This is a genomic window from Luteibacter flocculans (assembly GCF_023612255.1).
Taxonomy (GTDB): Bacteria; Pseudomonadota; Gammaproteobacteria; order Xanthomonadales; family Rhodanobacteraceae; genus Luteibacter; species Luteibacter flocculans.
This window is the reverse complement of the sequence record NZ_CP063231.1, coordinates 3,599,582-3,622,142: the sequence shown is the minus strand read 5'-3', so window position 1 is coordinate 3,622,142 and position 22,561 is coordinate 3,599,582. Positions and strand designations below refer to the sequence as shown.

Sequence of the window (22,561 nt, the reverse complement as noted above, 5' to 3'; positions counted from 1 at the left end):
GTGTGCCTTCTTGTGAGGAAAGGGCAGGAACCCTACGATTCTTCGTATGAGCTGGTAAGTAAAAATAAAAAAGCTACTTGGTTCTTACGTTATACCTGGGAGCATTCATGAGCCACATCTTGCTTGTTACGTCCAGTCCGCGTGAAGCCGACAGCCTTTCCACTCGTTTCGCCACCGACATCGCCGAAGGCATCCAAGCCCGCTCGGGCGGTTCGTTGAGCGTGCGCGACCTCGCCGCGAATCCGCCGCCGCACATCACGTCGGCGTACATCCAGGGCCGGGTCGCGTCGCCCGAAGATCGCACGCCGGAACAGGTGGAGGCGGTGGAAATTGCCCAGCAGTTCATCGATGAGTTGAAGGCCGCGGATGTGATCGTGATCGGTTCGGGCATGATCAACTTCGGCCTGCCTTCACCGCTCAAGGCGTGGTTCGATCATGTCACCTGGCCACGCGTCACGTTCGGTTATGGCGACACCGGGCCGAAGGGACTGCTCACCGGTAAGAAGGTCTATCTCGTCACCGCTACTGGTGGCGTGTTCTCGGAAGGTGCTTGGGCACCGTTCGACTTTCAGACCAACTATCTACTGCACCTGCTCGGCTTCATCGGCCTGACCGACGTGCAAGTGGTGCGTGTCGAAGGCACGGTTTTGGGCCCGGATGCGGTAAACGCTGCCGTTGCCAACGCCGAAGCAGCCATCTCGGCGCTGTTAGCGAAGGCGGCGTGACCTCACGGTCGAAAAAGATCGCGTTGCTCGGTGTAACGGGATCGACCGGAAGGTGCGTCATCGAGGAAGCCTTTGACCGGAACCACGCAAGCCCGACCTGCACATGGTTAGCGCGAAGATAAGGGCGCGAAGACAAGATGGCTTCGGCAGTACAAGCGACTTCCGGCACCATCGGTCGGACGTGAAGTTACTGAACCCGCGCCAGCACCTTTGCAACAGCATCCGCCACCGCTTCCGGCCGTTCGATCACCATCGCGTGACCGGTGCCTTCGATGATGAATTCGCCCTCTGCCATGTCGCGTAGCCGTGGCGGTACGCCCATCCCCTGAGGGGTGCGCTCGCCGTAGATGAGGAAGGTGGGGACGTGGGCCATGACCATCATGACGTCTGCCGAATATCCAGGGCGTAACGTTTCCATCAATACCGCGCGTGCCGCGGCGTGGATCGTCTGGGCGTTTTGATGATTGAGCAGTTCGCTCAGGCGATCGAGGGCGTTACCCGTCAAGCGGTATCCGTCTGAGGTGAGCAGGCTGCCGGGATCGCGTCTGGCGCCTTCGAGCCATTCCGAAACACCTTGCACCGTCATGGGCGCGAGGCGAGAGGAGAGAAACGCATCGCTCGGCGCGAGATTGCCCTCGGCGCTGACCAGCGCAGCGATGCGATGCGGATACTTGCGCGCATAGGTAATGGCAACGGCGGCGCCGGCGGAATGAGCGACCAGCACCGGAGGCTTGCCACCGAGTTCTCGATCGATCCATTGAGCCAGGTGATCAGCTTGGTGAGCGATGCTCATCCGCGACGGGGCAGCATCCGCGAAGGGTCCATAGCCTAGAAGATCGGGGGCGTGGACGTACCCATGAGGCAACCCCGTCGACAGCTCCGGAAAGCGCAGGTGTCCAATGAATCCATGGATATAAACAACCGGTGTATGCATGCGCTCCCTCCCTGGTCTTTATCGGCCAAACGTTGATTCTCTGCAACGGGTAATGGTGCACGGGAGCGGCACAATGCAAGACGGACTCCCGCATGTACTTCACGATCCCCGGCCGCGTGCCGGTGCGTTTGGGAAAGTGAATTTGGAACACTGATCTGGCCACAACTTGATCACTATGAGATAAATCGGTCGTCAGGACGTGGCTTGGTGATTCGTTACCGCTGACGGGTGGGTTTGCTGCTCCTCGCACTGACCGCATGTGTGAATCGTTCGATATCAGTGGCTGGCAGTGGGCGCACGCGTGAGGGTCAATGAACGATTGGGGGGCGGATGAGCGGTCGCGGCACGCTACAGGTCGTTTCGATCATGACGATCGTCTTCGCTATCTCTGCATGCAGCTTCTTCGACGTCACACCGGCCGAGCCTGACGCGACCGGCGCCGTTCGCGTCGGTTGCAGCATGATGAGTGGGGGAGGGTCTGACGAGATGGCTTTCTGTGACCAGAAGGCGCAGGAGGCATGCGATGGACCGGCGTTGTTGCTGGAGTCGAGCTTCGGGGCTCCTCAATCTGACCCCAAGACCGGATTTCCGGTGGCGGGTTCGATGCGATCAGGCGTAGCGCGTTATCAATGCACGCCTCGTTAGCAGCCGGCTCGCGTTACGACGAGCGGAGCCGAAGCGAAGGGAGTAACTCGGTCGAGACGTTGGGACGGTTCGCGCGTGCTTGTAGGCGCGAATGAAAACGATTCTGCTAGTTGCCATGTGGCTACCGATGATCGTTCTCGGCCACGTGCTTGGCGCGCTGTGGTTCAAGGAGGGAACGCTCGCCAGCTATGCATTTTTCATTGCCTGGCCGATCGCGAACATCGCTCTCGCCTATAGGCTCTGCCAGACGGACGGCCACATTCTGGTGGTGCGATTGGTGACGTTCCTCTTGGTAGAGCTTGCGACTCTCGCCATCGTTCTTCTCTACTTCGGCTAGGCGCCCACATGTGCGCCAATACATTGGGTTGTAGCCCATAGGTCACGTTGGCACGACACGCTGCCACCTGTAGCCTGACTACACATGTAGGCAATCGAAGGGCGTGACCATGCGCGGCGTAATCACAGCTTTGCTCGTCTTGCTATCGGTATTCGCTTCCGCCGTATCGCAGGCCGATGAGGTCTGGATTCTCCGTACCGACCTGTGGCGCTCGCCGGCCTTTTCGACGCTGCGCGTGCATGAGGACGCGAGCCGATTGAGCGGCACGCTGGACGGGGATGCCATCAAGGGTAAGGTGGAGAAGGACTGGTTATCGATCGCCAGCACGGACAAGCAAGGCCAGGTGTCGCGCTATCGGCTTCAACGGATGGGCGCGTCCGTCACGGGCACGGCGGACCTGCCGGACCCCAACGACGCCACGCGGCGCGCGACGCATGCGGTCACCGGCTGGCAACTGCCCGAGCGGAAGGGGCCGTCGCGGACCATCGATTACCATCCCACCGATTACTCCAATACCTGGGACGCCGACCGTCATCCCGTGCTCGTCGTATGGCCTGGCGACACGATCCACACCACGACGATCGACTCGGGCGGCGTCGACGAGAACGGCAAGACGCAAGCGCTGTTCGGCAACCCGCAGACGGGCCCGTTCTTCGTTGCCGATGCAGAGCCGGGTGACACGTTGGTCGTGCATATCCGCCGATTGCATTTGAACCGTGATTACGCGGACAGCCTCGATACGGTGGTGGGGCGAGCGCTCGGTATGTCGCTTGCCAGCGGTGCCGCCGCGCTGGGCAAGCCGGTGCGCTGGACGCTCGATCGCGAGAAGGGCCTCGCCCGTCCTCAAGGCGCCACGGGCGCGCTCGCTGACTTTGCCGTCCCAGTGAAACCGATGCTCGGTGGCCTCGCCGTGGCGCCCGGCTTCGGCATGCCGCCGATATCCACGGGCGACACGGCGCGCTTCGGCGGCAATATGGATTTCAACGAGGTGGTCGAAGGTAATACCGTCTATCTTCCCGTGCAGCAGCCGGGCGCGCTGCTCTACATGGGCGACGCGCATGCGTTACAGGGCGACGGGGAGACATCGCAGTACGCACTGGAAACGTCGATGGACGTAACGGTGACCGTCGACGTCATTCACGGGCGCAGCGTGTCCATGCCTCGCGTCGAATCGCCGTCGCAGATCATGGTGCTGGGGCAGGCGGGTTCGCTCGACGAGGCGTTGAAGTTTGCCAGCACGGGAATGATCCAGTGGCTGCAGCAGGACTACGGCATGACCCTCTCGCAGGCTGCGCAGGTGATGGGTTCGGCCGTCCATTTCACGGTGGCTAACCTGGCCGGGCGAAGTGTCGGCGTGGCGGCGAAACTGGACAAGTCATTGCTTCCGGCGCTCCGTCGGGAATGAGGATGCCTATGACGATCGGGTTCGCATAAACGCATCGTTTCGGTTGACGTTGATCGCGTGCCGCGCTTTCATCGGGATTCGTCCCCGTTGGATTCCCCGCCCGATGTCCTTGCGCATGCGTCGTCTCCTGGCCGGCATGGCCTTGTCCCTTGCCGCCGGCAGCAGCCTGGCCGCTCCTGAACCCGCCGCCCCCTGGTGGAAGCACGCCCTCATTCTTGAGGTTTATCCACGCAGCTATGGCGATAGCAATGGCGATGGCGTGGGCGACCTTGAAGGCATCCGCCAGCACCTCGACGACGTGCAAAAACTGGGTGCCGATGCCATCTGGATCACGCCGATGTACCCATCCCCGCAGGTCGACTTCGGCTATGACGTCGCGGATTATCGCGCCGTCGATCCGACCTACGGCACGCTGGCGGACTTCGATCGGCTGATGGCCGACGCGAAGCAGAAGCACATTCGTGTCCTGCTCGACATGGTGCTCAACCACACGTCGGATAAAAACGCATGGTTCGTAGAGTCTGCGTCGTCGCGCGACAACCCGAAGGCTGATTGGTACGTGTGGAACGACGGCGTCGATGCAAATGGGGCGAGCGTCACGCCGTTCCAGAAGCGCTTCGTGCATGACGGCAAGGTGCCGCCGAACAATTGGGAATCGGTGTTCGGTGGTTCCGCGTGGGAATGGGTGCCGGCTCGCAAGCAGTTCTATTACCACCGCTTCTACCGTCAGCAGCCCGACCTCAACTGGCGCAATCCGGCCGTGGAAAAGGCCATGTTCGACGCCATGCGCTTCTGGCTCGACCGCGGTGTGGCCGGCTTCCGGCTCGATGCGATCTCCACGCTGTTCGAGGACCCGCAGTTGCGTAACGACCCCGAGCGCGGCGGTACCAATGCCTATGGCGATCCGAACCTGCACACCCAATACAGCGACAACCTGCCGGAGGTGCACGACGTGATGCGTCGCCTGCGCAAGATGGTAGACGGTTATCCAGGCGATCGCGTGCTGATCGGCGAGACCTACACACCGAAGACCGCCGACCTCGTGCCTTGGTACGGTGGCGCGCAGAAAGACGAGCTGCACCTGCCGATGGATTTGATTCCTGGCTTTGGCTGGCAGGCCGCGTTCGACGACAACTGGTTCCGGAAGCACCTGCGCGACGCGCAGACGGATCTGCTTGGGGAGCCGCCGCTGCTGGTTTTCGATAATCACGACAACCCGCGTTCGATCGATCGCTTTGGCGACGGCAAGCATGACCTGGCGCGCGCGAAGGTGATCGCCGCCATGCTGCTGACCAACCGCGGCGTGGCGCTTACCTATTACGGCGCCCCCATCGGCATGACCACCAGCACGCCTACGCGCAAGGAAGACGTGCGCGACCCGGTGGGCATCACCGGGTGGCCGAAGGACAAGGGGCGTGACGGCGAGCGCACGCCGATGCAATGGACAGCTGGACCTCAGGCCGGTTTTTCGACGAATCCAACGACGTGGTTGCCGGTGGCGTCGAACTATCGCACCGTCAATGTCGCGAGCGAGATGGCCGATAGCGGATCGCTACTGCAGTGGTATCGCACCTTGATCGATCTGCGTCGCAGTAACCCGTCACTGCACGACGGCGCCATGACCTTCGTCGATACCCAGAACCCGAACGTGTTGACCTACGTCCGTGAAGGCGCGGAGCCGGTGCTTGTCGCGATGAATTTCAGCGGCGAGCCGCGTCCGCTGGCCTCTGGGATCAAGGCCAGCGCTGTCCGTACGCTGGCTGCCAGCGACGACGCGCTGAAGGCGGCGCACTCGCTCGACGGCACGATGCTGCCGCCGTACTCCGCGTGGATCGTCGCCTTCAAGCGGTAGTCGCACCGTTCCAGACCGTGCGGTGCGCTCGTCGCCGAGCGCACCGCACCCAACGATCACTCAGCCGCCGGGAAATCCACGTCCGTATCGTTGATGCGATTGAACGTGTTGGTGAAGGTGATCTGCGAGATCGCGAAGGCAATCGCGACAAGCTGCGCATCGCTATAGCCAGCCTCGCGGATGGCGGTCACCGCTTCCGCCGGGAGCGTGCCGCGCGTCTGCATCAGCGTCAGCACGAAGCGGGTCAACGCATCGCGCTTCGCGTCGCCCGTAGGCTCGAGATGGCGCAGGGCGCGGACGTCTTCCGCGGTAAGCCCGGCCAGCTTGCCCAGCATGTTGTGTGCGGCCACACAGTAGTCACAGCCGCTCTGCGCGCTCGCCACCAGCTTGATCGTTTCCAGGTCCTTCCGGGCCAGGCCGGCACTGGCAAGCACGGCGTCGGCGTTCAGGTAGGTGTCGAGCACGGCGGGCGCGAGCTGGCCGAGGGTGGCGTATACGTTGGGCAGCTTGCCGCCGGTTCCCTTGCGGACTTTGGCATAGACCTCGGCAGTGGCGCCGGTGGCGGTATCGACGGTGGGAGTGGCGATGCGGCTCATGGGGTGTCTCCGGGTGGGTTTGAATATGGGACTAGTCTGCTCGCCCGGATTGATCTCGACGAGGTCGAAAGAAATCAATAAAGTGCTCAAAAAGCTCACGGACGCCCCTTTATGCCTACCGATATCGATTGGCTCAGCCGCTTTCTGGGGATCGTGACGGTGGCTGGCCGTCTGGAGATCCGCTGCGCGTATGGCGCGCCGTGGCGGATCGCCCAGGAGGCGTCATTGCCGGGCGAGATGCCGTATCACGTACTCGCTCGGGGTACCGCCCGCCTGAATGCGCCGGATGGCAGCGTGATCGCCCTGCAGGCAGGCGACATCGTGCTTTTCCCGCATGGTTCGGAGCATGTCTTCGTGGACGGCAGCGGTATGCCTCCCGCGCCGACGCGCGAGCGCGAGACGCTCAACGTGCTGCTCAGTGAAAACGAAGGGCAGGGCGAACGGGTCGACATGCTTTGCGGTCGCTTCACCATCGCCGCGCCGCATGATCGCTGGCTGCGTAGCTACCTCCCGTCGACGCTGGTCGTCCATGCCGGGCGCGATGCTGGATCTGGGTCGGCCGCGTTGCATCTGGCGAACCTGATCGAGTTGATGCGTTCGGAGTCGGTGAACGAACGCCTCGGTGGTTATGCCATGTTGAACGCGTTGTCCGCCGCGCTGTTCGCTCTGGTGCTTCGCGTGGCAAGCGATGCCGAGGCGCCGCCACCCGGGCTGCTCGCTTTGGCGGCGCATTCGCGTCTGGCGCCGGCCATCACGGCGATGCTCGCCGATCCGGCGCGGGCATGGACGATCCCGGAGCTCGCCGCTCTGTGCAGCATGTCGCGCGCGACCTTCATGCGTCACTTTCAGGACGGTCTCGGGCGTTCGGCCAGCGATTTCTTGCAGGACATCCGCATGAGCATGGCGGCCAATGCGTTGAAGAACCCGGCGCAATCGACCGAGGCGGTGGCCGAAGCCGTGGGTTATCAGTCCGTTTCCGCATTCCGCCGCGTCTTCGCCCAATGGGCCGGTGTGACGCCCGGCGCGTGGCGCAGACAATATCGTGCGGATGCGGCGGCGTGATTGCAGAACGACCGCACAGTCTCGCGCATCGACGAACACACAGCCTTGCACGTTCGACACGTGCATACGCATTCCGTGCGTGTGTTCACCGGGGCAGTCGGCTCGCGTCCATGTCGCTTGACCGTGTCGTGCCGGTGCTCATTAATAGCGGTCTTGGCGACATCGCCCGTCCTCTTACGGCTAAGCCCATCCTATGAGCGTCATCCCCGAGTCCGATCTCACCGAACGCCGGCCACTGACCCGTGGCGACGCCAAGACGTTGCTTCTGGCGGCACTGGGCGGTGCGCTGGAGTTCTATGACTTCGTGATCTTCGCGTACTTTGCGAAGACTCTCGGCCATCTGTTCTTTCCGCCCGGTACGTCGGACTGGCTGGCGCAGTTGCAAGCGTTCGGCATCTTCGCGGTGGGCTATCTCGCGCGCCCCATCGGCGGTCTGGTCATGGCGCACTTCGGCGATCGCGTCGGTCGCAAGCGCATGTTCACGCTGAGCGTGTTCCTCATGGCGGTGCCCACCTTGCTCATCGGCGCGCTCCCCACTTACGGCACGATCGGCGTATTCGCTCCGGTGCTGCTGACCTTGCTGCGCATCGTGCAAGGCATCGCGATTGGTGGCGAAGTGCCCGGCGCCTGGGTATTCGTCGCCGAGCACGTGCCGAGGCATCGCATCGGCCTGGCTTGCGCCAGTCTGAGTTGCGGGCTCACCGTCGGTATCCTCATCGGCTCGCTGGTGGCGGCCGCCATGAATGCGTACCTGTCCGAAGCGGCCATGCTTGCCTACGGCTGGCGTATTGCCTTCGTCCTCGGCGGTGTTTTTGGTTTCTTCGCGGTCTACCTGCGCCGCTGGTTGAGCGAAACCCCGGTGTTCACGCGCCTGCGCGAGCGCGAGCAGTTGACGACCGAACTGCCTGCGTGGGTCGTGTTGCGCGATCACCTGCCGGGCGTTGCCTTGTCGATGATTGTGACCTGGGTACTCACCGCTGCTATCGTCGTCGTGATTTTGATGACGCCTACGCTCATGCAGACGGCGTTCCATGTCGCACCGGATCGCGCCTTCGCAAGCGGCAGCCTTGCGGCGTTCGCGCTGTGCGTCGGTTGCCTGCTCGGTGGGCTGCTCGTCGATTGGCAGGGCAAGGCGCGAGCGATGCTGGTCGCGTCCATCGGACTTGGCGTCAGCACGTATGCGCTGTACGTGGACTTGAAGTCGGGCGGCGCACTCCTGTTCGCGCTGTATCCGCTCGCAGGTCTTTTTGCGGGCGTGGCGGGCATCGTGCCTTCGGTGCTGGTGGCCTCGTTTCCGGCAGCGATCCGGTTTTCCGGTATCTCGCTGTCCTATAACGTGGCCTATGCCATCTGCGGCGCGGCAACGCCCGTCGTGGTGGGCTACCTCGCCAAGACGGCCGGTGGGCTAGGGCCGGCGCATTATGTCGCTCTGGTGAGCCTGGTCGGCGTGGCCAGCGCGATCTACATGCTGCGCTCACGCCGGTGGTTCGGCGCATAAGTCGGCCACGGTAAACGTTTCACGCGTTTTTCATGCGCGTGACGAGTGCAAGCTGAAGGGTTTGCATGATCCTGTTGCGTCGGCCCCGCCGCTTCGGCATCCTTTTCCCATCGTGGCAGCCGCCGCGAACACGGCGCGTTCCCCGCGCGCCATCGTCGCCCCCCAACCGTCGCTCCAGACCATGACTGACGTCATCACCCTAGGCTGGCGTGAACGGCTCGCACTGCCGTCACTCGGCGTCCCTGTTCTTAAAGCCAAGCTCGATACGGGCGCGCGTTCGTCGTCGCTGCACGTGGAGTGGCTTGAGGTGGACGAGCGCGCGGACGGCACGTGGCTGCGCTTCCAGGTCCGCGTCACGCGCAAGGGGGCGTTGTCGGAGCCATGCGAGGCGCGCGCCACGGGGCGGCGTTCGGTGACCGACTCGGGCGGGCATACCACCACGCGCTGGTTCATCCTTACCGAGATCGAACTGGCCGGCCATCGCTTCATGGCCGAGGTGAACCTCACCGATCGGCGGCACATGCTGTTTCCCCTTCTGCTCGGCCGCACCGCGCTCCTTGGGCGCTTTGCGGTCGATCCTTCGCTCTCCTACTCGCAGACGCCGCGCCGCGCCGTCCGGGAATCGTCATGAAGATCGCCATCCTGTCGCGCAATGCGCGACTTTATTCCACGCAGCGGTTGGTGGAGGCCGCGCGCAAGCGCAAGCACACCGTGAGGGTGATTGATCCCCTGCGCTGCTATATGAGCGTCGCGCCGCAGTCCTTCGCCATTCATTTCAAGGGCAAGCCACTGGGGCCCATGGATTGCGTGATCCCCCGCATCGGCGCGTCCAGCACGTTCTACGGCACGGCGGTGCTGCGCCAGCTCGAACTGATGGGGGTGTTTACGCCGAACCCGTCCGATGCGGTGCTGCGCGCGCGCGACAAGCTGCGCTGCCTGCAATTGCTGGCAGCGCGCGGCGTGGACATGCCGTTGACTGCCATCGGCGACAACCCCGATGACACCGCCGACCTCATGGCCATGCTTGGCGACCCGCCGCACATCATCAAGCTGAACGAAGGTACCCAGGGTGCCGGCGTGGTGCTGGCCGAGAAGCGCTCGGCGTCGCAGAGCGTCATCGAGGCCTTCCGTGGTCTCTACGCCAACTTCCTCGTTCAGGAATTCATCCGCGAGGCCAACGGCCAGGATTTGCGCTGCTTCGTGGTGGGCAACCAGGTGGTGGCCTCCATGCAGCGGTCGTCCGCACCGGGCGAGTTCCGCGCCAATCTGCACCGCGGGGGCAGTGCCGCCTCGGTCGCCCTGTCCGATGACGAGCGCAGGGTGGCCGTCGAGGCCGCCTCCGCCCTGGGCCTGGAAGTGGCGGGCGTGGATCTGCTGCGCTCGTCGCGCGGCCCGCTGCTGCTGGAGGTCAACGCGTCCCCCGGGCTGGAAGGCATCGAGGGCAGCACGGGCGTGGACGTGGCGGACGCCATCATTGCCCACTGCGAGGCGAGGCTGGCCGAGCGCCCAGTCGTGCCGAAAGTGCGCCGCGCCAGGGCCCGCAAGGGGTTAACAGCGATTTAAAGGGTGCTCCCCTATAAAGGTCCCACTGTGATTCCGCGAGGCGGGGTAACGGTATCGGGGCAGTAGTTCTTTCGGCCCGGGCGGGTTCTCCCGCCCGGGCCTCTCTTTTGCTGCTGTCCGCTTCACGATTTCCCCGTTAAGCTTGCAGTCGCAATACTTGTAAGACTCAAAGCGACCGCACAACGGAGTGCCGCATGCGCGTTCTGGTCATCGAAGACAACACAGACATCGCGACCAACATCGGGGATTACCTCGAAGACCGGGGCCACGTGGTGGATTTCGCCGGCGACGGCGTCACCGGGCTGCACCTGGCCGTCGTGCACGATTTCGACGTCATCGTGCTCGACCTGACCCTTCCGGGTATGGACGGGCTGGACGTGGCGAAAAAGCTCCGTCACGAGGCGCACAAGCAGACCCCCGTGCTCATGCTCACCGCCCGCGACTCGCTGGAGCACAAGCTCACCGGCTTCGAGTCCGGCGCGGACGACTACATGACCAAGCCCTTCGCGCTGCAGGAACTGGCCGCGCGCCTGGAAGTGCTGGCGCGCCGCGGCAAGGGTCCGCAGAGCCGTGTGTTGAAGGTCGGTGGCCTGACCTACAACCTCGACACGCTCACGGTCACTCGCGAAGGCAAGTCGATCCAGTTGAACCCCATTGGCCTCAAGCTCCTGCAAGCGCTGATGGAAGCCAGCCCCTCGGTGGTCACCCGCCAGGACCTGGAGCAGCGCGTGTGGGGCGAGGAACTGCCTGACTCCGATTCGTTGCGCGTGCATATCCACGGTCTTCGCGCAGCCATCGACAAGCCGTTCGAGAAGCCGCTGATCCACACGCGTCACGGTATTGGATACCGCATGGTCGATCCGGATGCGGTCCAGACGTAAGCTCCGTTTCCGACTGATCGTCACGTTCACGCTGTTCGGGTTTGGCCTGAGCGCGCTGTTCGCGTTCGCGGCGCTGAACATCCGTGCGCGCGTGGAAGAGCAGCTGATCAATTCGGCCATGCAGGACGAGGTCGACTCGATCAACGAGAAGGTGCTCGCCAATCCGAATGAAGCGCCTCCGATCGAGATCGTGAAGGGCGCCACCTTCAGCGATCGCACGATCTACAAGGCGCCGCTCGCGTGGCAGTCGCTCGACACGGGCGTGCACGACATCTACGAGGTCGGCAAGGACGGCAAGAACCACCATTACAAGGTGGCCGTTCGCCGTAAGGGCGGCATCATCAACTTCCTCCAGTTCGACGTGTCGCGCGACGAACTGGGCAAGCGCCAGTTGCTGACCAGCGTGATCGCTGCGGTGTTCCTGTTCGGGTTGATGTCGCTGGTACTCGGTGTGTGGCTGTCGTCGCGCGTGTTGCGCCCGGTGACCGACCTCGCGCGCCGTCTGCGCGACTTCCGCCGCGTGGGCAAGGCCGAGGCGTTGGCCCCGCATTTCGCGGACGACGAAGTGGGCGAGCTGGCGGTAGCGCTGGACGAATACGCGATGCGTCTGACCTCGGTCGTCGAGCGCGATCGCGAATTCAATTCCGACGTCAGCCACGAGCTGCGTACGCCGCTCGCAGTGATTGCCAGTACGACCGAGCTACTGCAGGGATCGCCGGATCTCACCGACAAGCTGCGCGAGCGCCTCAAGCGCATCGAGCGCGCATCGCGTCAGGCCACCGAACTGATCGAAGCGTTGCTGCTGCTGTCCCGCGCTGAGCGCCGCGGACCCACGCGCGGCGAGACCACGGATGTGGCGAAGGTCGCTGCCGATGTCATCGAGAGCCAGCGTCCGCAGATGGGCGGCAAGCCGATCGAGATCGAATTGATCGCCGACGGCTCGGTCACTGTAAACGCACCGGCCTCGGTCGTGTCGGTCGCCCTCACCAACCTGATCGGCAACGCGATCAAGTACACGATGGAAGGCATGGTGACGGTACGCGTGCTCGAGGGTCGCATCGACGTGATCGACACGGGGCCCGGCATCAAACCGGAAGACGCGGAGAAACTCTTCCAGCGTGGCATTCGCGGTGAAAGCGCCACGGGCGGTGGTGCGGGTCTCGGCCTCGCCATCGTGCGCCGCCTGTGCGAGCTGTATGGCTGGGACGTCTCGCTGCGTCCGCGCCCCGAAATGGCCGGCGCCATTTCCACCATCGACTTCCGCTGACCGCGCCACCCTGTGGTGTGGGAGCCGCCATGGCGGCGAGGGAAGCTTGCCGGTGGAAGCCAGCTTGGTGGTGATGAGCTTGCCGGTGGGAGCCAGCCTGCTGGCGATGGCAATTTGCCTCGCTGCTACACCGCTTCGTTGGCTTCTCGCCGCCATGGCGGCTCCCACACCCTGTCATCTTCACTGTCATAAGATCTTCATTCAGACGTCCGAACATGCATCGCTTCACGACGCGTGCCGGGCTGCCTCAGGGGAGGAGTGCTGCGGCGTGTCAATGCAGGGAAGGACCGCCCCTTGTTCAAGCAGACTCTTCTGGCCGCCGCTCTCGGCATGGCCTTTGCGCCCGTGGCATGGGCGACCGACGACACGGCGACCACTCCCGAGGGCGATAACGCCGCTGCCAACCGCGCCAAGGCGCAGGATCTCGACGCCGTATCGGTCATCGGCAGTGGCGAGACGCGGCAGGTGCAGCGTCTGCGTCCCGCCGATCAGAAGGTGTTGCCGCCGGGCACCAGCCTGCAGAAGGCGCTGAACACCTTGCCGGGCGTGAACGCGCAATCGGTGGACGCGCTGGGTACGAACGAGCAGTCGATGACGTTGAGCCTGCGCGGTTTCAGCGGCACACGTCTGGGTTACACGCTCGACGGCATGCCGCTCGGCGACAGCGCCTGCAACAACTACAACGGTCTCTCGATCAATCGCGCGCTGATCTCGGAAAACTTTGCAGGCGCCGAGCTTTCCGAAGGCATCGGCAACCTTGGCACGCCGTCCACCAGCAACCTGGGTGGCACCATCGCCTACACCTCGAACGATCCCGCCAAGACCATGGGCGGCCGCGTCGTGCAGAGCTTCGGTAGCGACAACAATCGCCGCACATTTGCGCGCTTCGATACCGGCGACTACCACGGCTTCTCGATGTACCTGTCCGGCGCGCGTACCACGTCCGACCTGTTCAACAACCAGGACGCGTACAACGGCTCCACGACGAAGCAGTTCAACGGCAAGGCCGTATGGGACTTCGACGGTGGCCGCATTACCGGCTTCGCCGATACCTCGCGCACGTCGCAGGCCGACTACTTCTATCTCTCGAAGAGCGAGATGGCGCGTGGCCTCGGCTGGGATTGGGGCGGCTATGCGCCGGATTGGCAGCGTGCAGTCGGCAAGGCCTACTGCAACGCGGGCACGCTCAACGCGAAGCTGTGCGACAAGAGCGGTCCCGACAAGGACGCGGATGGTGCGTTCACTGCCGGGCAGATTCTCCGCAGCGACGACCTGTATTACCTCGCTGGCGACTTCTTCCCCAGTGACACGGTAACGATCCACACGCAGGTCTATCACCACGAGGACGCGGGCGAAGGCCATAACTGGAACAGCGGTACGTATTCCTATCCGGGTACGCCGCAGCAGTTGCCGATCATCTTCCGCAACACGCTCTACACGATCAATCGCTCTGGCGCGATCCTGTCGGCGTCGTGGGACGTCGACAATCAGCACATCGAGGGCGGCGTGTGGTACGAGCACAACGTATCCAGTGCAGCCCGCTACAGCAGCTACGTCACCGGTCCACGTGATCTCAGTGGGCCGATCGATACCACGCCGGACCTCGGAGTCTTCGATCAGCGCACCGTGTGGAACACGCGACAGGCGTTCCTGCAGGACACGATCCGTTTCCTTGATGACGCGCTGACCGTCGACGTGGGTGTGAAGAGCCCGCATGTGACGTCGCAGGCCACCGCGCTTCCGGGTGACGCCGTGCAACCGATCAAGCCGACCTCGAACAATCAGTTCGCCAGCGGCAAGCTCAGCGCGAGCAAGGCCATTCTTCCGCAGTTCGGTGTGCGCTACCGCATCGCCGATGGACAGGAAACGTTCGCCAGCTTCGCGAAGAACATCGCCATGTTCCAGGGCGGATTCAAGCTGGGTCCGCAGGCCGTCAGCCAGGCGATCTGGGACACGCAGGCCGACCTGAAGCCCGAGAAGTCGCGCAGCCTCGAAGCCGGTTACCGCATCGAGACTGGCCCGATCGCCGCCTCGGTCGCAGCGTATTCGGTGCGCTTCGACAATCGTCTGCTGCAGTACAACCCGTGCGACTCGCGCCAGCCCGTGGGCCCGACGTGCGGCAACCGCTTCTACAACGTGGGCGGCGTCGATAGCCACGGCGTGGAACTGACCTTCGTCTGGACGCCGACGGACCATCTGCGCTGGTACAACTCCGCGTCGTACAACCGCTCCACCTATGCCAGCGACTACGTGCAGGCGGGCGTGATCCAGGCGACGAAGGGCAAGATCCAGACGGACACGCCGACCAAGCTCTTCGCCTCGCAAATCGACTGGTCGCAAGGCCCGTGGTTCGCGTCGCTCCGCGGCAAGTACACGGGAAAGCGTTACTACACGTATACGAACGATCGCGGTTTTGGTGGTTTCACCGTATGGGATCTGTCGGGCGGCTACGACTTCGGCCCCGTGTCGATAGCGAAGGACGTGCGGCTTTCGCTCAACGTGACCAACCTTGGCGACAAGCGCTACGCCAGCAACCTGGATTCCAGCGCGTTCGTGCCAAGCGATCCGGCCGGCACCGCTTATGTGTTCCACGCATCGGCGCCGCGCCAGTTCTTCGCCACGCTCGACGTGCGCTTCTGAGCATGCGTCGGCTTAGCGGTCTCGCCGCTGCCCTCCTGATCGGCAGCGCCGTCGCAGGGCAGGGCACGGTGCTTGCGCCTGACATCGTCACGACCCCGTTGCCACGGAAGGTCGAGATCGGCGGCGCCGAGTACGTGGACAAGGGCCTCGTCGCGACGGGTGCACTGCCAGCGGGCACGATCGACTTTCTCGGCGACACCTTGGGCTCGTTCTCGTCGCTGATGATCGAGCCCGGTACGTGGAAGCGCGAAGGAGACACCTATACCGGCGTGCTCTGGACCTTGCCGGATCGCGGTCGAAACGATCCGGAGCATGGCGTCTTCTTCGACTACAAGGGACGGTTGCACCGCTTTCGCTTCCGGATGACGGTGCCATCGGCTCCTGGCAAGAGCCCGAATATCGTGCTGACGCCAGACAGCGGGCGCGTGCTTGCCGACTTCGACGGCAAGCCGTTCACGGGCGCCGAGCCCGGTGGCGGCACCCGCATCGAACGTGGCATCGTCTTGCCGTCGCCAGTGAAAGGCATCGGCGCCAGGAAGATTTCCCTCGACGCCGAATCGCTGCAATTCACCCGCGATGGCGGTTTCTATATCGGTGACGAGTACGCCGCCAACGTCTATCGGTTCGACAAGGACGGCCGCTTGACCGGCGTGATCGTGCCCCCGCGCGCAGTACGTCCATTGGATGAGAGCGGCAAGCCGGACTTCACCTCCCTACGCCCTCCAGCGAGCGGGCGTCGCAACAATCAGGGCGTGGAAGGCATGGCCTTGTCGCCGGACGGGACGCGCCTGTTCGTCGCGCTCCAGAGTGCGCTAGTGCAGGACACGCAGCCCGGCAACGCCGCCGGTCGCACATTGACTCGCGTGCTCGTCTACAACGTAAGCCGCAACGCCGTGCCACAGCGGCCGATCGCGCACTACGTAGTTCGCCTCCCCACGTACGACGCAGACGGCGCGGGCGGCACGCCAAACCGGACGGCTGCCCAGAGCGAGATCCGCGTGCTGGACGACCATCGCTTCCTCATGCTCGCGCGCGATGGTGCCGGGCTGGGCGCCGAAGGTGGCAAGCCGATCATGTTCAAGACCGTGCTGCTGGTCGACACCACGGATGCGACCAATCTTGCGGGCACCGCTTATGAGACCGGCACAAAGTCGCTCCTGGGGACGGACGGCGAGCTGCGGTCCGACATTCGCGGCGCGCCATGGCAGCCGCTGGTCAACATGCTCGATCCGGTCGACCTCGCCCGTTTCGGTCTGACCCTTGACCCTCATGCGGAAGGCAAGACGCTGCTCTCGGAAAAATGGGAGGCCATGGACCTCGTGCCCGTGCTCGATCCGACACATCCGCGCGACTGGTTTCTCCTCGTCGGCAACGACAACGACTTCATCGCGACGCATTGCGTCATGGACGGCAAGCGCTGCGATTCGGACTTCGACAACGACAACCGCATCCTCGTGTATCGGCTGAGCCTGCCGGACACACGTTCCACCAACGCTTCCCACCACCGCTGAAGGGTCATGCGCATGATGAAACGTACCGCTCTCTCGCTGCTGTCCGCCACGCTCCTGCTCGGCGCCACGGCCAGCCACGCCAATTCGCCGGCCTACGTCGACAGCAAGGAGTACAAGGCGCTGCTGGATGCCTCGCGCTTTGCCAGCAACCCGTCGAGCGCCGCGACCACGCTGCTGCACGACCTGTCCTCGCGTCTGTCCGCGCTCGGCTTCGACAAGACCATCACGGGTAACTTCAGTGCCGGCGACCGCGACACGCTGGCGTATTACGACACGCCGCACAGTTGCTCGCTGATCAACCGTGGTTACACCGTGCGCACGCGCGCCGGCGATCATTCGGACATCCAGTTCAAGTTCCGCCATCCGGACGAGGAGCTGTCGTACTGGACCGATGTGTCCGGCGCTGGCAAGAACAAGGAAACGAAATTCGAAACGGACGTGACGCCGGGCAACCTCGTGCTCGCGCATTCCACCAAGCAGGACGCGACCACCACGCCGACGACGGTGGCCGCGCTGATCAAGCAGTTCCCGGGAGCGTCTGCGCTCTCCGATATCTCGAGCGCCGGATTGGCGCCGGTGGCTGGTGTCACGGTGACCCAGCAGGAGTACGACGGTCCGCAGTCGGACATCGGCCAATCGGTAGCCGAGTTCACCCTCACGCTGTGGTACGTCAATGGCGCCGCCACGCCTGCACTGGCCGAACTGTCGTTCCGCGTTGAAGCCGACGAGGACAGCTACTTCACGACGCCGGTGCTCACTCGCTCGCAGGTGCTCAATACCGCCATCGGCTCCATCGGCAACGGCTGGAACATCGCGAATGACGGCGGCAAGACGAGCTGGCTCTACGCCTACCGTTCCTCGTCGTATCCGAACGGGTTCTGCAACTGACGACATGCCGCTCCTGCCTTCGGGCAGGAGCGGCACCGTCCGTATGGACGACTATCGTTAGTCAGAGCGGTTCCAGCCAGCCCCAGCGATCGGCCGTCTTGCCGTTGAACAGGCCGAAGAACAATTCCTGCAGACGACGCGTGATCGGGCCGGCCTTGCCGCTGCCGATCTGTTTGCCGTCCACCGAACGGATGGGCGTGACTTCCGCCGCCGTGCCGCACATCAGGATCTCATCGGCGAGATACAGGTACTCGCGCGGCAGGTCGCGTTCGACCACGTCGATGCCTTCCTCGCGTGCGAGCGTCATCAACGTATGCCGGGTGATGCCCGTGAGGATCGATGCGCTTGCCGGCGTGGTGTGCAGCGCGCCGTCGAAGACGAGGAACAGGTTCTCACCCGCGCCTTCGCTGAGCAGGCCGGTGGATGCAAGGGCAATGCCTTCACCGAAGCCGAGGCGACGCGCTTCGCGCGCGATGAGCTGGCCGGAGAGGTAATTGCCGCCGGCCTTGGCACCGGCCGGAATCGTGTTCGGGGCGAAACGTTGCCAGCTCGACACGCACGCGTCGATGCCGTTTTCGAGCGCCTCGGGCCCGAGGTAGGGGCCCATGGGCCACGTCGCCACGGCGACGTCGGTGGGGCATTCGGCGGAAAGGCCGAAGCCGCCCAGGCCGCGGAAGGCCACCGGGCGCAGGTAGGCCGTCTTCAGGTCGTTCTTCTTCACCACCTCGCGGCAGGCTTCCGCCAGTTCGTCCAGCGAGTAGGGAATGGAGATGTCGTAGATCTTGGCCGAGAGGTACAGGCGCTTCAGATGGTCGGTAAGACGGAAGATCGCCGCGCCATCGGGTGTTTCATAGCTGCGGATACCTTCGAATACCGATGAGCCGTAATGCAGCGCATGCGCCATCACGTGGACGGTGGCCTCGCGCCAGGGCTTGATCTGCCCGTTCTGCCAGATCCATTCGGGGTAGTTCTGCGACATGTGAGCGCTCCGGAGGGGACCGCCCATGATACCGGGTCGTGCTGGCGCCCACATGGCGCGATGCGTCAGTGCGCGTGCGGATGGCGTGCATGGGGTAAACAGGCCTTAGCCGGGCGGGCGCAGCCAGAGGCAGCCCGAATCCCGAACGACGCCGAAGTGCATCCGCCGCGTACCGCCGTCGCCGCCCGGCGCCGAGGTGACCGCGTCGATGCCAGCCCCTTCGTTGCCTTCCAGCGACACAAGCGGCTGGCGGACGAGGGCCTCCATCAGCCTCAGGTTGTCCACGGCGCCGCTGCTTCCGTAGCCGTTCCAGAGGATGAGTCCGCCGACGCGGTTGGCACTGCGTGCCGCGAAGGCCTGCGCCAAGCCTTCACGCAACTCGGTGAGGTCTTTCGCGCACAGCAGTCCGGTCGATGGCGCGCCGTCGGATCGCGTCGGAGCGCTGCCGGCGGGCGCGGGTAGCACGGAGGTCGCGCCGACGCTGGCGCAGGGCTGGTCGCTGAAGACTGGCCGCCCGTCAGTACCGATGCAGCGATGGATGGCGGATTGCGCGTGGGCGGGGAGGGTGGCGACGAGGGCGAGCAGGAGGAGCAGGGCGATGGCGCGGATCACGGGCGGCAGAGGGTGGCGAACGGTGCGTCATCATCACCGGCCGCGAGCCCACGAAGAGTGATGGCGCGCACGTTAACTGCGGATGCCTGATGTGCTCAGAGACGTTCCAGGACCGACACCGTCGCCCGTGCGCGATTGATCGTATAGAAGTGCAGGCCCGGCGCCCCCCCGGCCAGCAGGCGGCGGCAAAGCTCTGCGACGACGTCGGCGCCGAGTTCGCGCACCGCTGCCGCGTCGTCGCCGTGAGCCTGCATACGCTTCACGATCCAGCGCGGGATCTCCGCGCCGCATTGCTCGGAGAAGCGGCGCAACTGGCTGAAATTCGCGATGGGCATGATGCCCGGCACGATCGGCACGTTCACGCCGAGCTTCGCCACGTCGTCGATGAAGCGGAAATAGGCGTCAGGATTGAAGAAGTACTGGGTGATCGCGCCATTGGCGCCGGCATCGACCTTGGCCTTGAAGTGGCGCAGGTCGACCAAGGCGTTTTCCGCCTGGGGGTGAGTCTCGGGATACGCCGCCACTTCGATATGGAAATGGTCGCCGCTGTGTTCGCGGATGAAGGCCACCAGCTCAGCGGCGTAGCGGAAGTCGCCTGGCGTGGCCATGCCTGAGGGCAGGTCGCCGCGCAATGCCACGATGCGCCGGCAGCCGGAGGCTTTGTACGCGTCCAGAAGAGCGGCGATCTCGGCGCGTGTACCGCCCATGCACGAGAGGTGCGGTGCGACGGAGAGCGCGTGTTCTGCCCGCAGCCGCCGCACGGTTTCGTCGGTGTAGCTGAGCGTCGAGCCACCCGCACCGAACGTCACCGATACATATTCCGGTGCATGTGCCTTGAGGCGCTGAACGGCCGCATCGAGCTGCTCGCGCTGTTCGTCGGTCTTGGGCGGGAAGAACTCGAAGCTGATGGCGGCCATGGGCGATCTCGTCGGACTGGCTCGCAGTATAGATATCTTTCTATCCAGATGGAAAGATGGCTATTCGTCGTTTCGTCCTTAGTTGCGCCGTGAGGGCTCGGCTTCGCCATCGCTGTGGGCCTGTTTTTGCGAGGGGCGGGCAGGAGGCGGCGGCTGCAGTTTGCGTCGCTGAGTCCTCGTCCGGCCTTCGCCTCCCTGCGGAGCCGCTCCGCAAACCGCACCCGCCGCCTCCGTCGGATGTCTCGCAGGCGCGGAGGAGAGCGGGTCGCACGGTGATGTTGCGAAGTTGCAGAACCATCGAGGACGCTCGTTCAGGGGCAACGGCACGCAGGAAACCCCGGCGAAAGTTGCATGCGGTCAGATGGGCGCGCCCTCCCCAGGAGATGCTCGATGATTCGTCTTTCGTACGCGTTGCCGTTGTGCCTGCTGACCGTCGTGGCGGGGTGCGCTCCGCCGCCTCCTCCGCGTCGCCCGCCTGAGCGAGTGGTGGTCGTCGAGCCGCCGCCGCCGCGCATGTATGTCGTACGTGTCACTCACGAACCGCCGCCGCGGGTCGTGGAGGTGGAGCCCCCGCCGCGGGAAGGCTGGGTCTGGGCGCACGGCTACTGGAAATGGGAAGGCGATCACTACGTCGCCGTGCCTGGGCACTGGGAGCGGGTCATCGAGGGCCACCATTACGTGCATGCATATTGGGAACATCGCGATGGTCAATGGTGGCTGCACGAGGGCTACTGGGCCCGCAACTGATACCCAACAAAAAAGAAGGCCGCCCATGGGCGGCCTTCTTCGTTTCGACAGCGAATGGATCAGTAGCGGTAATGGTCGGCCTTGTACGGGCCTTCCACCGGCACGCCGATGTAGTCGGCCTGTTCCTTCGTGAGCACGGTGAGCTTTACGCCGATCTGCTCGAGGTGCAGGCGGGCGACTTCCTCGTCGAGCTTCTTGGGCAGGCGGTACACCGTCTTCTCGTAGGAGTCCTTGTTCTTCCACAGGTCGATCTGCGCCAGCGTCTGGTTGGAGAAGCTGTTCGACATCACGAAGCTCGGATGGCCGTGGGCGCAACCGAGGTTGACGAGGCGACCTTCGGCGAGCATGTAGATGCTGTTGCCGGTGGCCTTGAACGTGTAGCGATCCACCTGCGGCTTGATCGTCTCGCGGGAGACGTCTTTCGCCGTGTTCAGGCGATCCATCTGGATCTCGTTGTCGAAGTGACCGATGTTGCAGACCAGGGCGTTGTTCTTCATCTTCGCCATGTGTTCCAGCGTGATGATGTCCTTGTTGCCCGTGGTGGTGACATAGATGTCGCCGATGCCGAGCGTGTCTTCCACGGTGGTGACCTGGAAGCCTTCCATCGCCGCCTGCAGGGCGTTGATCGGATCGATCTCGGTAACGATCACGCGCGCGCCGAAGCCCTTGAGCGAATGCGCGCAGCCCTTGCCCACGTCGCCGTAACCGCAGACCACGGCAACCTTGCCGGCGACCATGAGGTCGGTGGCGCGCTTGATGCCGTCGGCCAGCGACTCACGGCAACCGTAGAGGTTGTCGAACTTGCTCTTGGTGACCGAGTCGTTGACGTTGATGGCCGGCACCAGCAGCTTGCCGGCTTCGGCGAGCTGGTAGAGGCGATGCACGCCGGTGGTGGTTTCTTCGGAGACGCCGCGCCATTCGGCGGCGATCTTCTTGAACCAGCCCGGACGCGCCGCGGCCGTCTTCTTCACCAGATCCTTGATGACCTGTTCTTCGTGGTTGCCGCTGGGGGTGTTGACCCAGTCGCTGCCGTCTTCGAGTTCCACGCCCTTGTGGATGAAGAGGGTGGCGTCGCCGCCGTCGTCAACGATCAGCTGCGGGCCCAGTTCGCCCGGATGGGTCAGCATGTCGAGCGTGCAGTCCCAGTATTCCTCCAGCGACTCGCCCTTCCAGGCGAACACCGGCAGGCCGCCGGCAGCCAGCGCGGCGGCGACGTCGTCCTGGGTGGAGAAGATGTTGCACGAGGCCCAGCGCACCGAGGCACCGAGTTCGCGCAGCGTCTCGGCGAGCACGGCGGTTTCCTTGGTGACGTGCAGCGAGCCGGAAAGGCGCACGCCCTGGAGCGGCTTTTCCTTGGCGTAGCGGGCGCGGATCTGCATCAGGCCCGGCATTTCCTCTTCCGCCATGCGGATGCGGCGGCGGCCGAGGTCGGCCTGCGAGATATCGCGGACCTTGTAATCCTGGAAAGCGGTGTCTTTGGTGACGGCGTTCATCTGGCGTAG

Annotated in this window: 21 protein-coding genes; 15 read left to right on the top strand and 6 right to left on the bottom strand. The window is 64.1% G+C overall.

Annotated features, from left to right (window positions below; genetic code table 11):
- The first annotated feature begins 107 nt into the window (after window positions 1–107).
- Entirely contained in the window at window positions 108–725 is a 618-nt protein-coding gene (locus IM816_RS15755; RefSeq protein ID WP_250338814.1) for an FMN-dependent NADH-azoreductase, read from the top strand.
- A gap of 187 nt (window positions 726–912) precedes the next feature.
- Here the strand turns inward: IM816_RS15755 and IM816_RS15750 are convergent, their stop codons facing one another.
- Window positions 913–1,659: an alpha/beta fold hydrolase gene (locus IM816_RS15750; protein ID WP_250338813.1), complete on the bottom strand. Its 747-nt coding sequence runs from the start codon at window positions 1,657–1,659 to the stop codon at window positions 913–915.
- A gap of 366 nt (window positions 1,660–2,025) precedes the next feature.
- Between IM816_RS15750 and IM816_RS15745 the strand changes: the two genes are divergently transcribed.
- From IM816_RS15745 to IM816_RS15730, 4 genes are all read left to right on the top strand, one after another.
- The gene (locus IM816_RS15745) at window positions 2,026–2,304 is read left to right on the top strand and encodes a hypothetical protein (protein ID WP_250338812.1); all 279 of its coding nucleotides are present in this window, start codon (window positions 2,026–2,028) and stop codon (window positions 2,302–2,304) included.
- A 91-nt stretch (window positions 2,305–2,395) separates the two neighbouring features.
- Window positions 2,396–2,641, top strand: coding sequence for a hypothetical protein (locus IM816_RS15740; protein WP_250338811.1), 246 nt, complete (start codon window positions 2,396–2,398; stop codon window positions 2,639–2,641).
- A 109-nt stretch (window positions 2,642–2,750) separates the two neighbouring features.
- Entirely contained in the window at window positions 2,751–4,046 is a 1,296-nt protein-coding gene (locus IM816_RS15735; RefSeq protein WP_250338810.1) for an acetamidase/formamidase family protein, read from the top strand.
- Window positions 4,047–4,161: 115 nt separating this feature from the next.
- Window positions 4,162–5,898, top strand: a complete 1,737-nt coding sequence (locus IM816_RS15730) for a glycoside hydrolase family 13 protein (RefSeq protein WP_250338809.1) — start codon at window positions 4,162–4,164, stop codon at window positions 5,896–5,898.
- 56 nt (window positions 5,899–5,954) lie between these two features.
- Here the strand turns inward: IM816_RS15730 and IM816_RS15725 are convergent, their stop codons facing one another.
- Complete coding sequence (locus tag IM816_RS15725; protein WP_250338808.1) at window positions 5,955–6,494, bottom strand: carboxymuconolactone decarboxylase family protein; 540 nt, start codon at window positions 6,492–6,494, stop codon at window positions 5,955–5,957.
- Between the two features lie 111 nt (window positions 6,495–6,605).
- Between IM816_RS15725 and IM816_RS15720 the strand changes: the two genes are divergently transcribed.
- The 9 genes from IM816_RS15720 to IM816_RS15680 all read left to right on the top strand — a co-directional run bounded on the left by IM816_RS15720 (window position 6,606) and on the right by IM816_RS15680 (window position 17,804).
- Window positions 6,606–7,556, top strand: a complete 951-nt coding sequence (locus IM816_RS15720) for a cupin domain-containing protein (RefSeq protein ID WP_250338807.1) — start codon at window positions 6,606–6,608, stop codon at window positions 7,554–7,556.
- Between the two features lie 193 nt (window positions 7,557–7,749).
- Window positions 7,750–9,054: an MFS transporter gene (locus tag IM816_RS15715; protein WP_250338806.1), complete on the top strand. Its 1,305-nt coding sequence runs from the start codon at window positions 7,750–7,752 to the stop codon at window positions 9,052–9,054.
- A gap of 181 nt (window positions 9,055–9,235) precedes the next feature.
- The gene (locus IM816_RS15710; RefSeq protein ID WP_250338805.1) at window positions 9,236–9,685 is read left to right on the top strand and encodes an ATP-dependent zinc protease family protein; all 450 of its coding nucleotides are present in this window, start codon (window positions 9,236–9,238) and stop codon (window positions 9,683–9,685) included.
- A complete protein-coding gene (gene rimK, locus IM816_RS15705; protein WP_250338804.1) occupies window positions 9,682–10,617 on the top strand; it encodes a 30S ribosomal protein S6--L-glutamate ligase in 936 nt (311 codons plus the stop codon). The genes IM816_RS15710 and rimK overlap by 4 nt, the downstream gene beginning before the upstream one ends.
- A gap of 194 nt (window positions 10,618–10,811) precedes the next feature.
- Complete coding sequence (locus tag IM816_RS15700) at window positions 10,812–11,498, top strand: response regulator transcription factor (protein ID WP_072322110.1); 687 nt, start codon at window positions 10,812–10,814, stop codon at window positions 11,496–11,498.
- The gene (locus tag IM816_RS15695; RefSeq protein ID WP_250338803.1) at window positions 11,482–12,765 is read left to right on the top strand and encodes a sensor histidine kinase; all 1,284 of its coding nucleotides are present in this window, start codon (window positions 11,482–11,484) and stop codon (window positions 12,763–12,765) included. The genes IM816_RS15700 and IM816_RS15695 overlap by 17 nt, the downstream gene beginning before the upstream one ends.
- Before the next feature lie 330 nt (window positions 12,766–13,095).
- Complete coding sequence (locus IM816_RS15690) at window positions 13,096–15,405, top strand: TonB-dependent receptor (protein ID WP_425602649.1); 2,310 nt, start codon at window positions 13,096–13,098, stop codon at window positions 15,403–15,405.
- Between the two features lie 2 nt (window positions 15,406–15,407).
- Window positions 15,408–16,916 carry an esterase-like activity of phytase family protein gene (locus tag IM816_RS15685; protein ID WP_250338801.1) on the top strand — a complete coding sequence of 503 codons (1,509 nt, stop codon included), beginning with the start codon at window positions 15,408–15,410 and terminating at the stop codon, window positions 16,914–16,916.
- A gap of 12 nt (window positions 16,917–16,928) precedes the next feature.
- Window positions 16,929–17,804 carry a hypothetical protein gene (locus IM816_RS15680; protein WP_250338800.1) on the top strand — a complete coding sequence of 292 codons (876 nt, stop codon included), beginning with the start codon at window positions 16,929–16,931 and terminating at the stop codon, window positions 17,802–17,804.
- A 61-nt stretch (window positions 17,805–17,865) separates the two neighbouring features.
- On the opposite strand, the gene IM816_RS15675 is transcribed toward IM816_RS15680, so the two are convergent.
- The 3 genes from IM816_RS15675 to metF all read right to left on the bottom strand — a co-directional run bounded on the left by IM816_RS15675 (window position 17,866) and on the right by metF (window position 20,312).
- Complete coding sequence (locus IM816_RS15675) at window positions 17,866–18,783, bottom strand: branched-chain amino acid transaminase (protein WP_250338799.1); 918 nt, start codon at window positions 18,781–18,783, stop codon at window positions 17,866–17,868.
- A gap of 105 nt (window positions 18,784–18,888) precedes the next feature.
- A complete protein-coding gene (locus IM816_RS15670) occupies window positions 18,889–19,395 on the bottom strand; it encodes a DUF4124 domain-containing protein (protein ID WP_250338798.1) in 507 nt (168 codons plus the stop codon).
- Window positions 19,396–19,490: 95 nt separating this feature from the next.
- Window positions 19,491–20,312, bottom strand: a complete 822-nt coding sequence (gene metF / locus IM816_RS15665) for a methylenetetrahydrofolate reductase [NAD(P)H] (RefSeq protein WP_250338797.1) — start codon at window positions 20,310–20,312, stop codon at window positions 19,491–19,493.
- 390 nt (window positions 20,313–20,702) lie between these two features.
- Here metF and IM816_RS15660 point away from each other — a divergent pair, with 390 nt between their 5' ends.
- A complete protein-coding gene (locus IM816_RS15660) occupies window positions 20,703–21,059 on the top strand; it encodes a YXWGXW repeat-containing protein (protein WP_143144496.1) in 357 nt (118 codons plus the stop codon).
- Between the two features lie 59 nt (window positions 21,060–21,118).
- Here IM816_RS15660 and ahcY read toward each other — a convergent pair whose 3' ends face one another.
- On the bottom strand, window positions 21,119–22,552 hold the full coding sequence (ahcY, locus tag IM816_RS15655; protein WP_250338796.1) for an adenosylhomocysteinase: 1,434 nt from the start codon (window positions 22,550–22,552) through the stop codon (window positions 21,119–21,121).
- Window positions 22,553–22,561: the final 9 nt, after the last annotated feature.

Excerpts from the sequence above, each read along its gene's own strand:
- IM816_RS15755 (WP_250338814.1), top strand. The coding sequence starts at position 108 with ATGAGCCACATCTTGCTTGTTACGTCCAGTCCGCGTGAAGCCGACAGC.
- IM816_RS15750 (WP_250338813.1), bottom strand. The coding sequence starts at position 1,659 with ATGCATACACCGGTTGTTTATATCCATGGATTCATTGGACACCTGCGC.
- IM816_RS15745 (WP_250338812.1), top strand. The coding sequence starts at position 2,026 with ATGACGATCGTCTTCGCTATCTCTGCATGCAGCTTCTTCGACGTCACA.
- IM816_RS15740 (WP_250338811.1), top strand. The coding sequence starts at position 2,396 with ATGAAAACGATTCTGCTAGTTGCCATGTGGCTACCGATGATCGTTCTC.
- IM816_RS15735 (WP_250338810.1), top strand. The coding sequence starts at position 2,751 with ATGCGCGGCGTAATCACAGCTTTGCTCGTCTTGCTATCGGTATTCGCT.
- IM816_RS15730 (WP_250338809.1), top strand. The coding sequence starts at position 4,162 with ATGCGTCGTCTCCTGGCCGGCATGGCCTTGTCCCTTGCCGCCGGCAGC.
- IM816_RS15725 (WP_250338808.1), bottom strand. The coding sequence starts at position 6,494 with ATGAGCCGCATCGCCACTCCCACCGTCGATACCGCCACCGGCGCCACT.
- IM816_RS15720 (WP_250338807.1), top strand. The coding sequence starts at position 6,606 with ATGCCTACCGATATCGATTGGCTCAGCCGCTTTCTGGGGATCGTGACG.
- IM816_RS15715 (WP_250338806.1), top strand. The coding sequence starts at position 7,750 with ATGAGCGTCATCCCCGAGTCCGATCTCACCGAACGCCGGCCACTGACC.
- IM816_RS15710 (WP_250338805.1), top strand. The coding sequence starts at position 9,236 with ATGACTGACGTCATCACCCTAGGCTGGCGTGAACGGCTCGCACTGCCG.
- rimK (WP_250338804.1), top strand. The coding sequence starts at position 9,682 with ATGAAGATCGCCATCCTGTCGCGCAATGCGCGACTTTATTCCACGCAG.
- IM816_RS15700 (WP_072322110.1), top strand. The coding sequence starts at position 10,812 with ATGCGCGTTCTGGTCATCGAAGACAACACAGACATCGCGACCAACATC.
- IM816_RS15695 (WP_250338803.1), top strand. The coding sequence starts at position 11,482 with ATGCGGTCCAGACGTAAGCTCCGTTTCCGACTGATCGTCACGTTCACG.
- IM816_RS15690 (WP_425602649.1), top strand. The coding sequence starts at position 13,096 with ATGGCCTTTGCGCCCGTGGCATGGGCGACCGACGACACGGCGACCACT.
- IM816_RS15685 (WP_250338801.1), top strand. The coding sequence starts at position 15,408 with ATGCGTCGGCTTAGCGGTCTCGCCGCTGCCCTCCTGATCGGCAGCGCC.
- IM816_RS15680 (WP_250338800.1), top strand. The coding sequence starts at position 16,929 with ATGATGAAACGTACCGCTCTCTCGCTGCTGTCCGCCACGCTCCTGCTC.
- IM816_RS15675 (WP_250338799.1), bottom strand. The coding sequence starts at position 18,783 with ATGTCGCAGAACTACCCCGAATGGATCTGGCAGAACGGGCAGATCAAG.
- metF (WP_250338797.1), bottom strand. The coding sequence starts at position 20,312 with ATGGCCGCCATCAGCTTCGAGTTCTTCCCGCCCAAGACCGACGAACAG.
- IM816_RS15660 (WP_143144496.1), top strand. The coding sequence starts at position 20,703 with ATGATTCGTCTTTCGTACGCGTTGCCGTTGTGCCTGCTGACCGTCGTG.
- ahcY (WP_250338796.1), bottom strand. The coding sequence starts at position 22,552 with ATGAACGCCGTCACCAAAGACACCGCTTTCCAGGATTACAAGGTCCGC.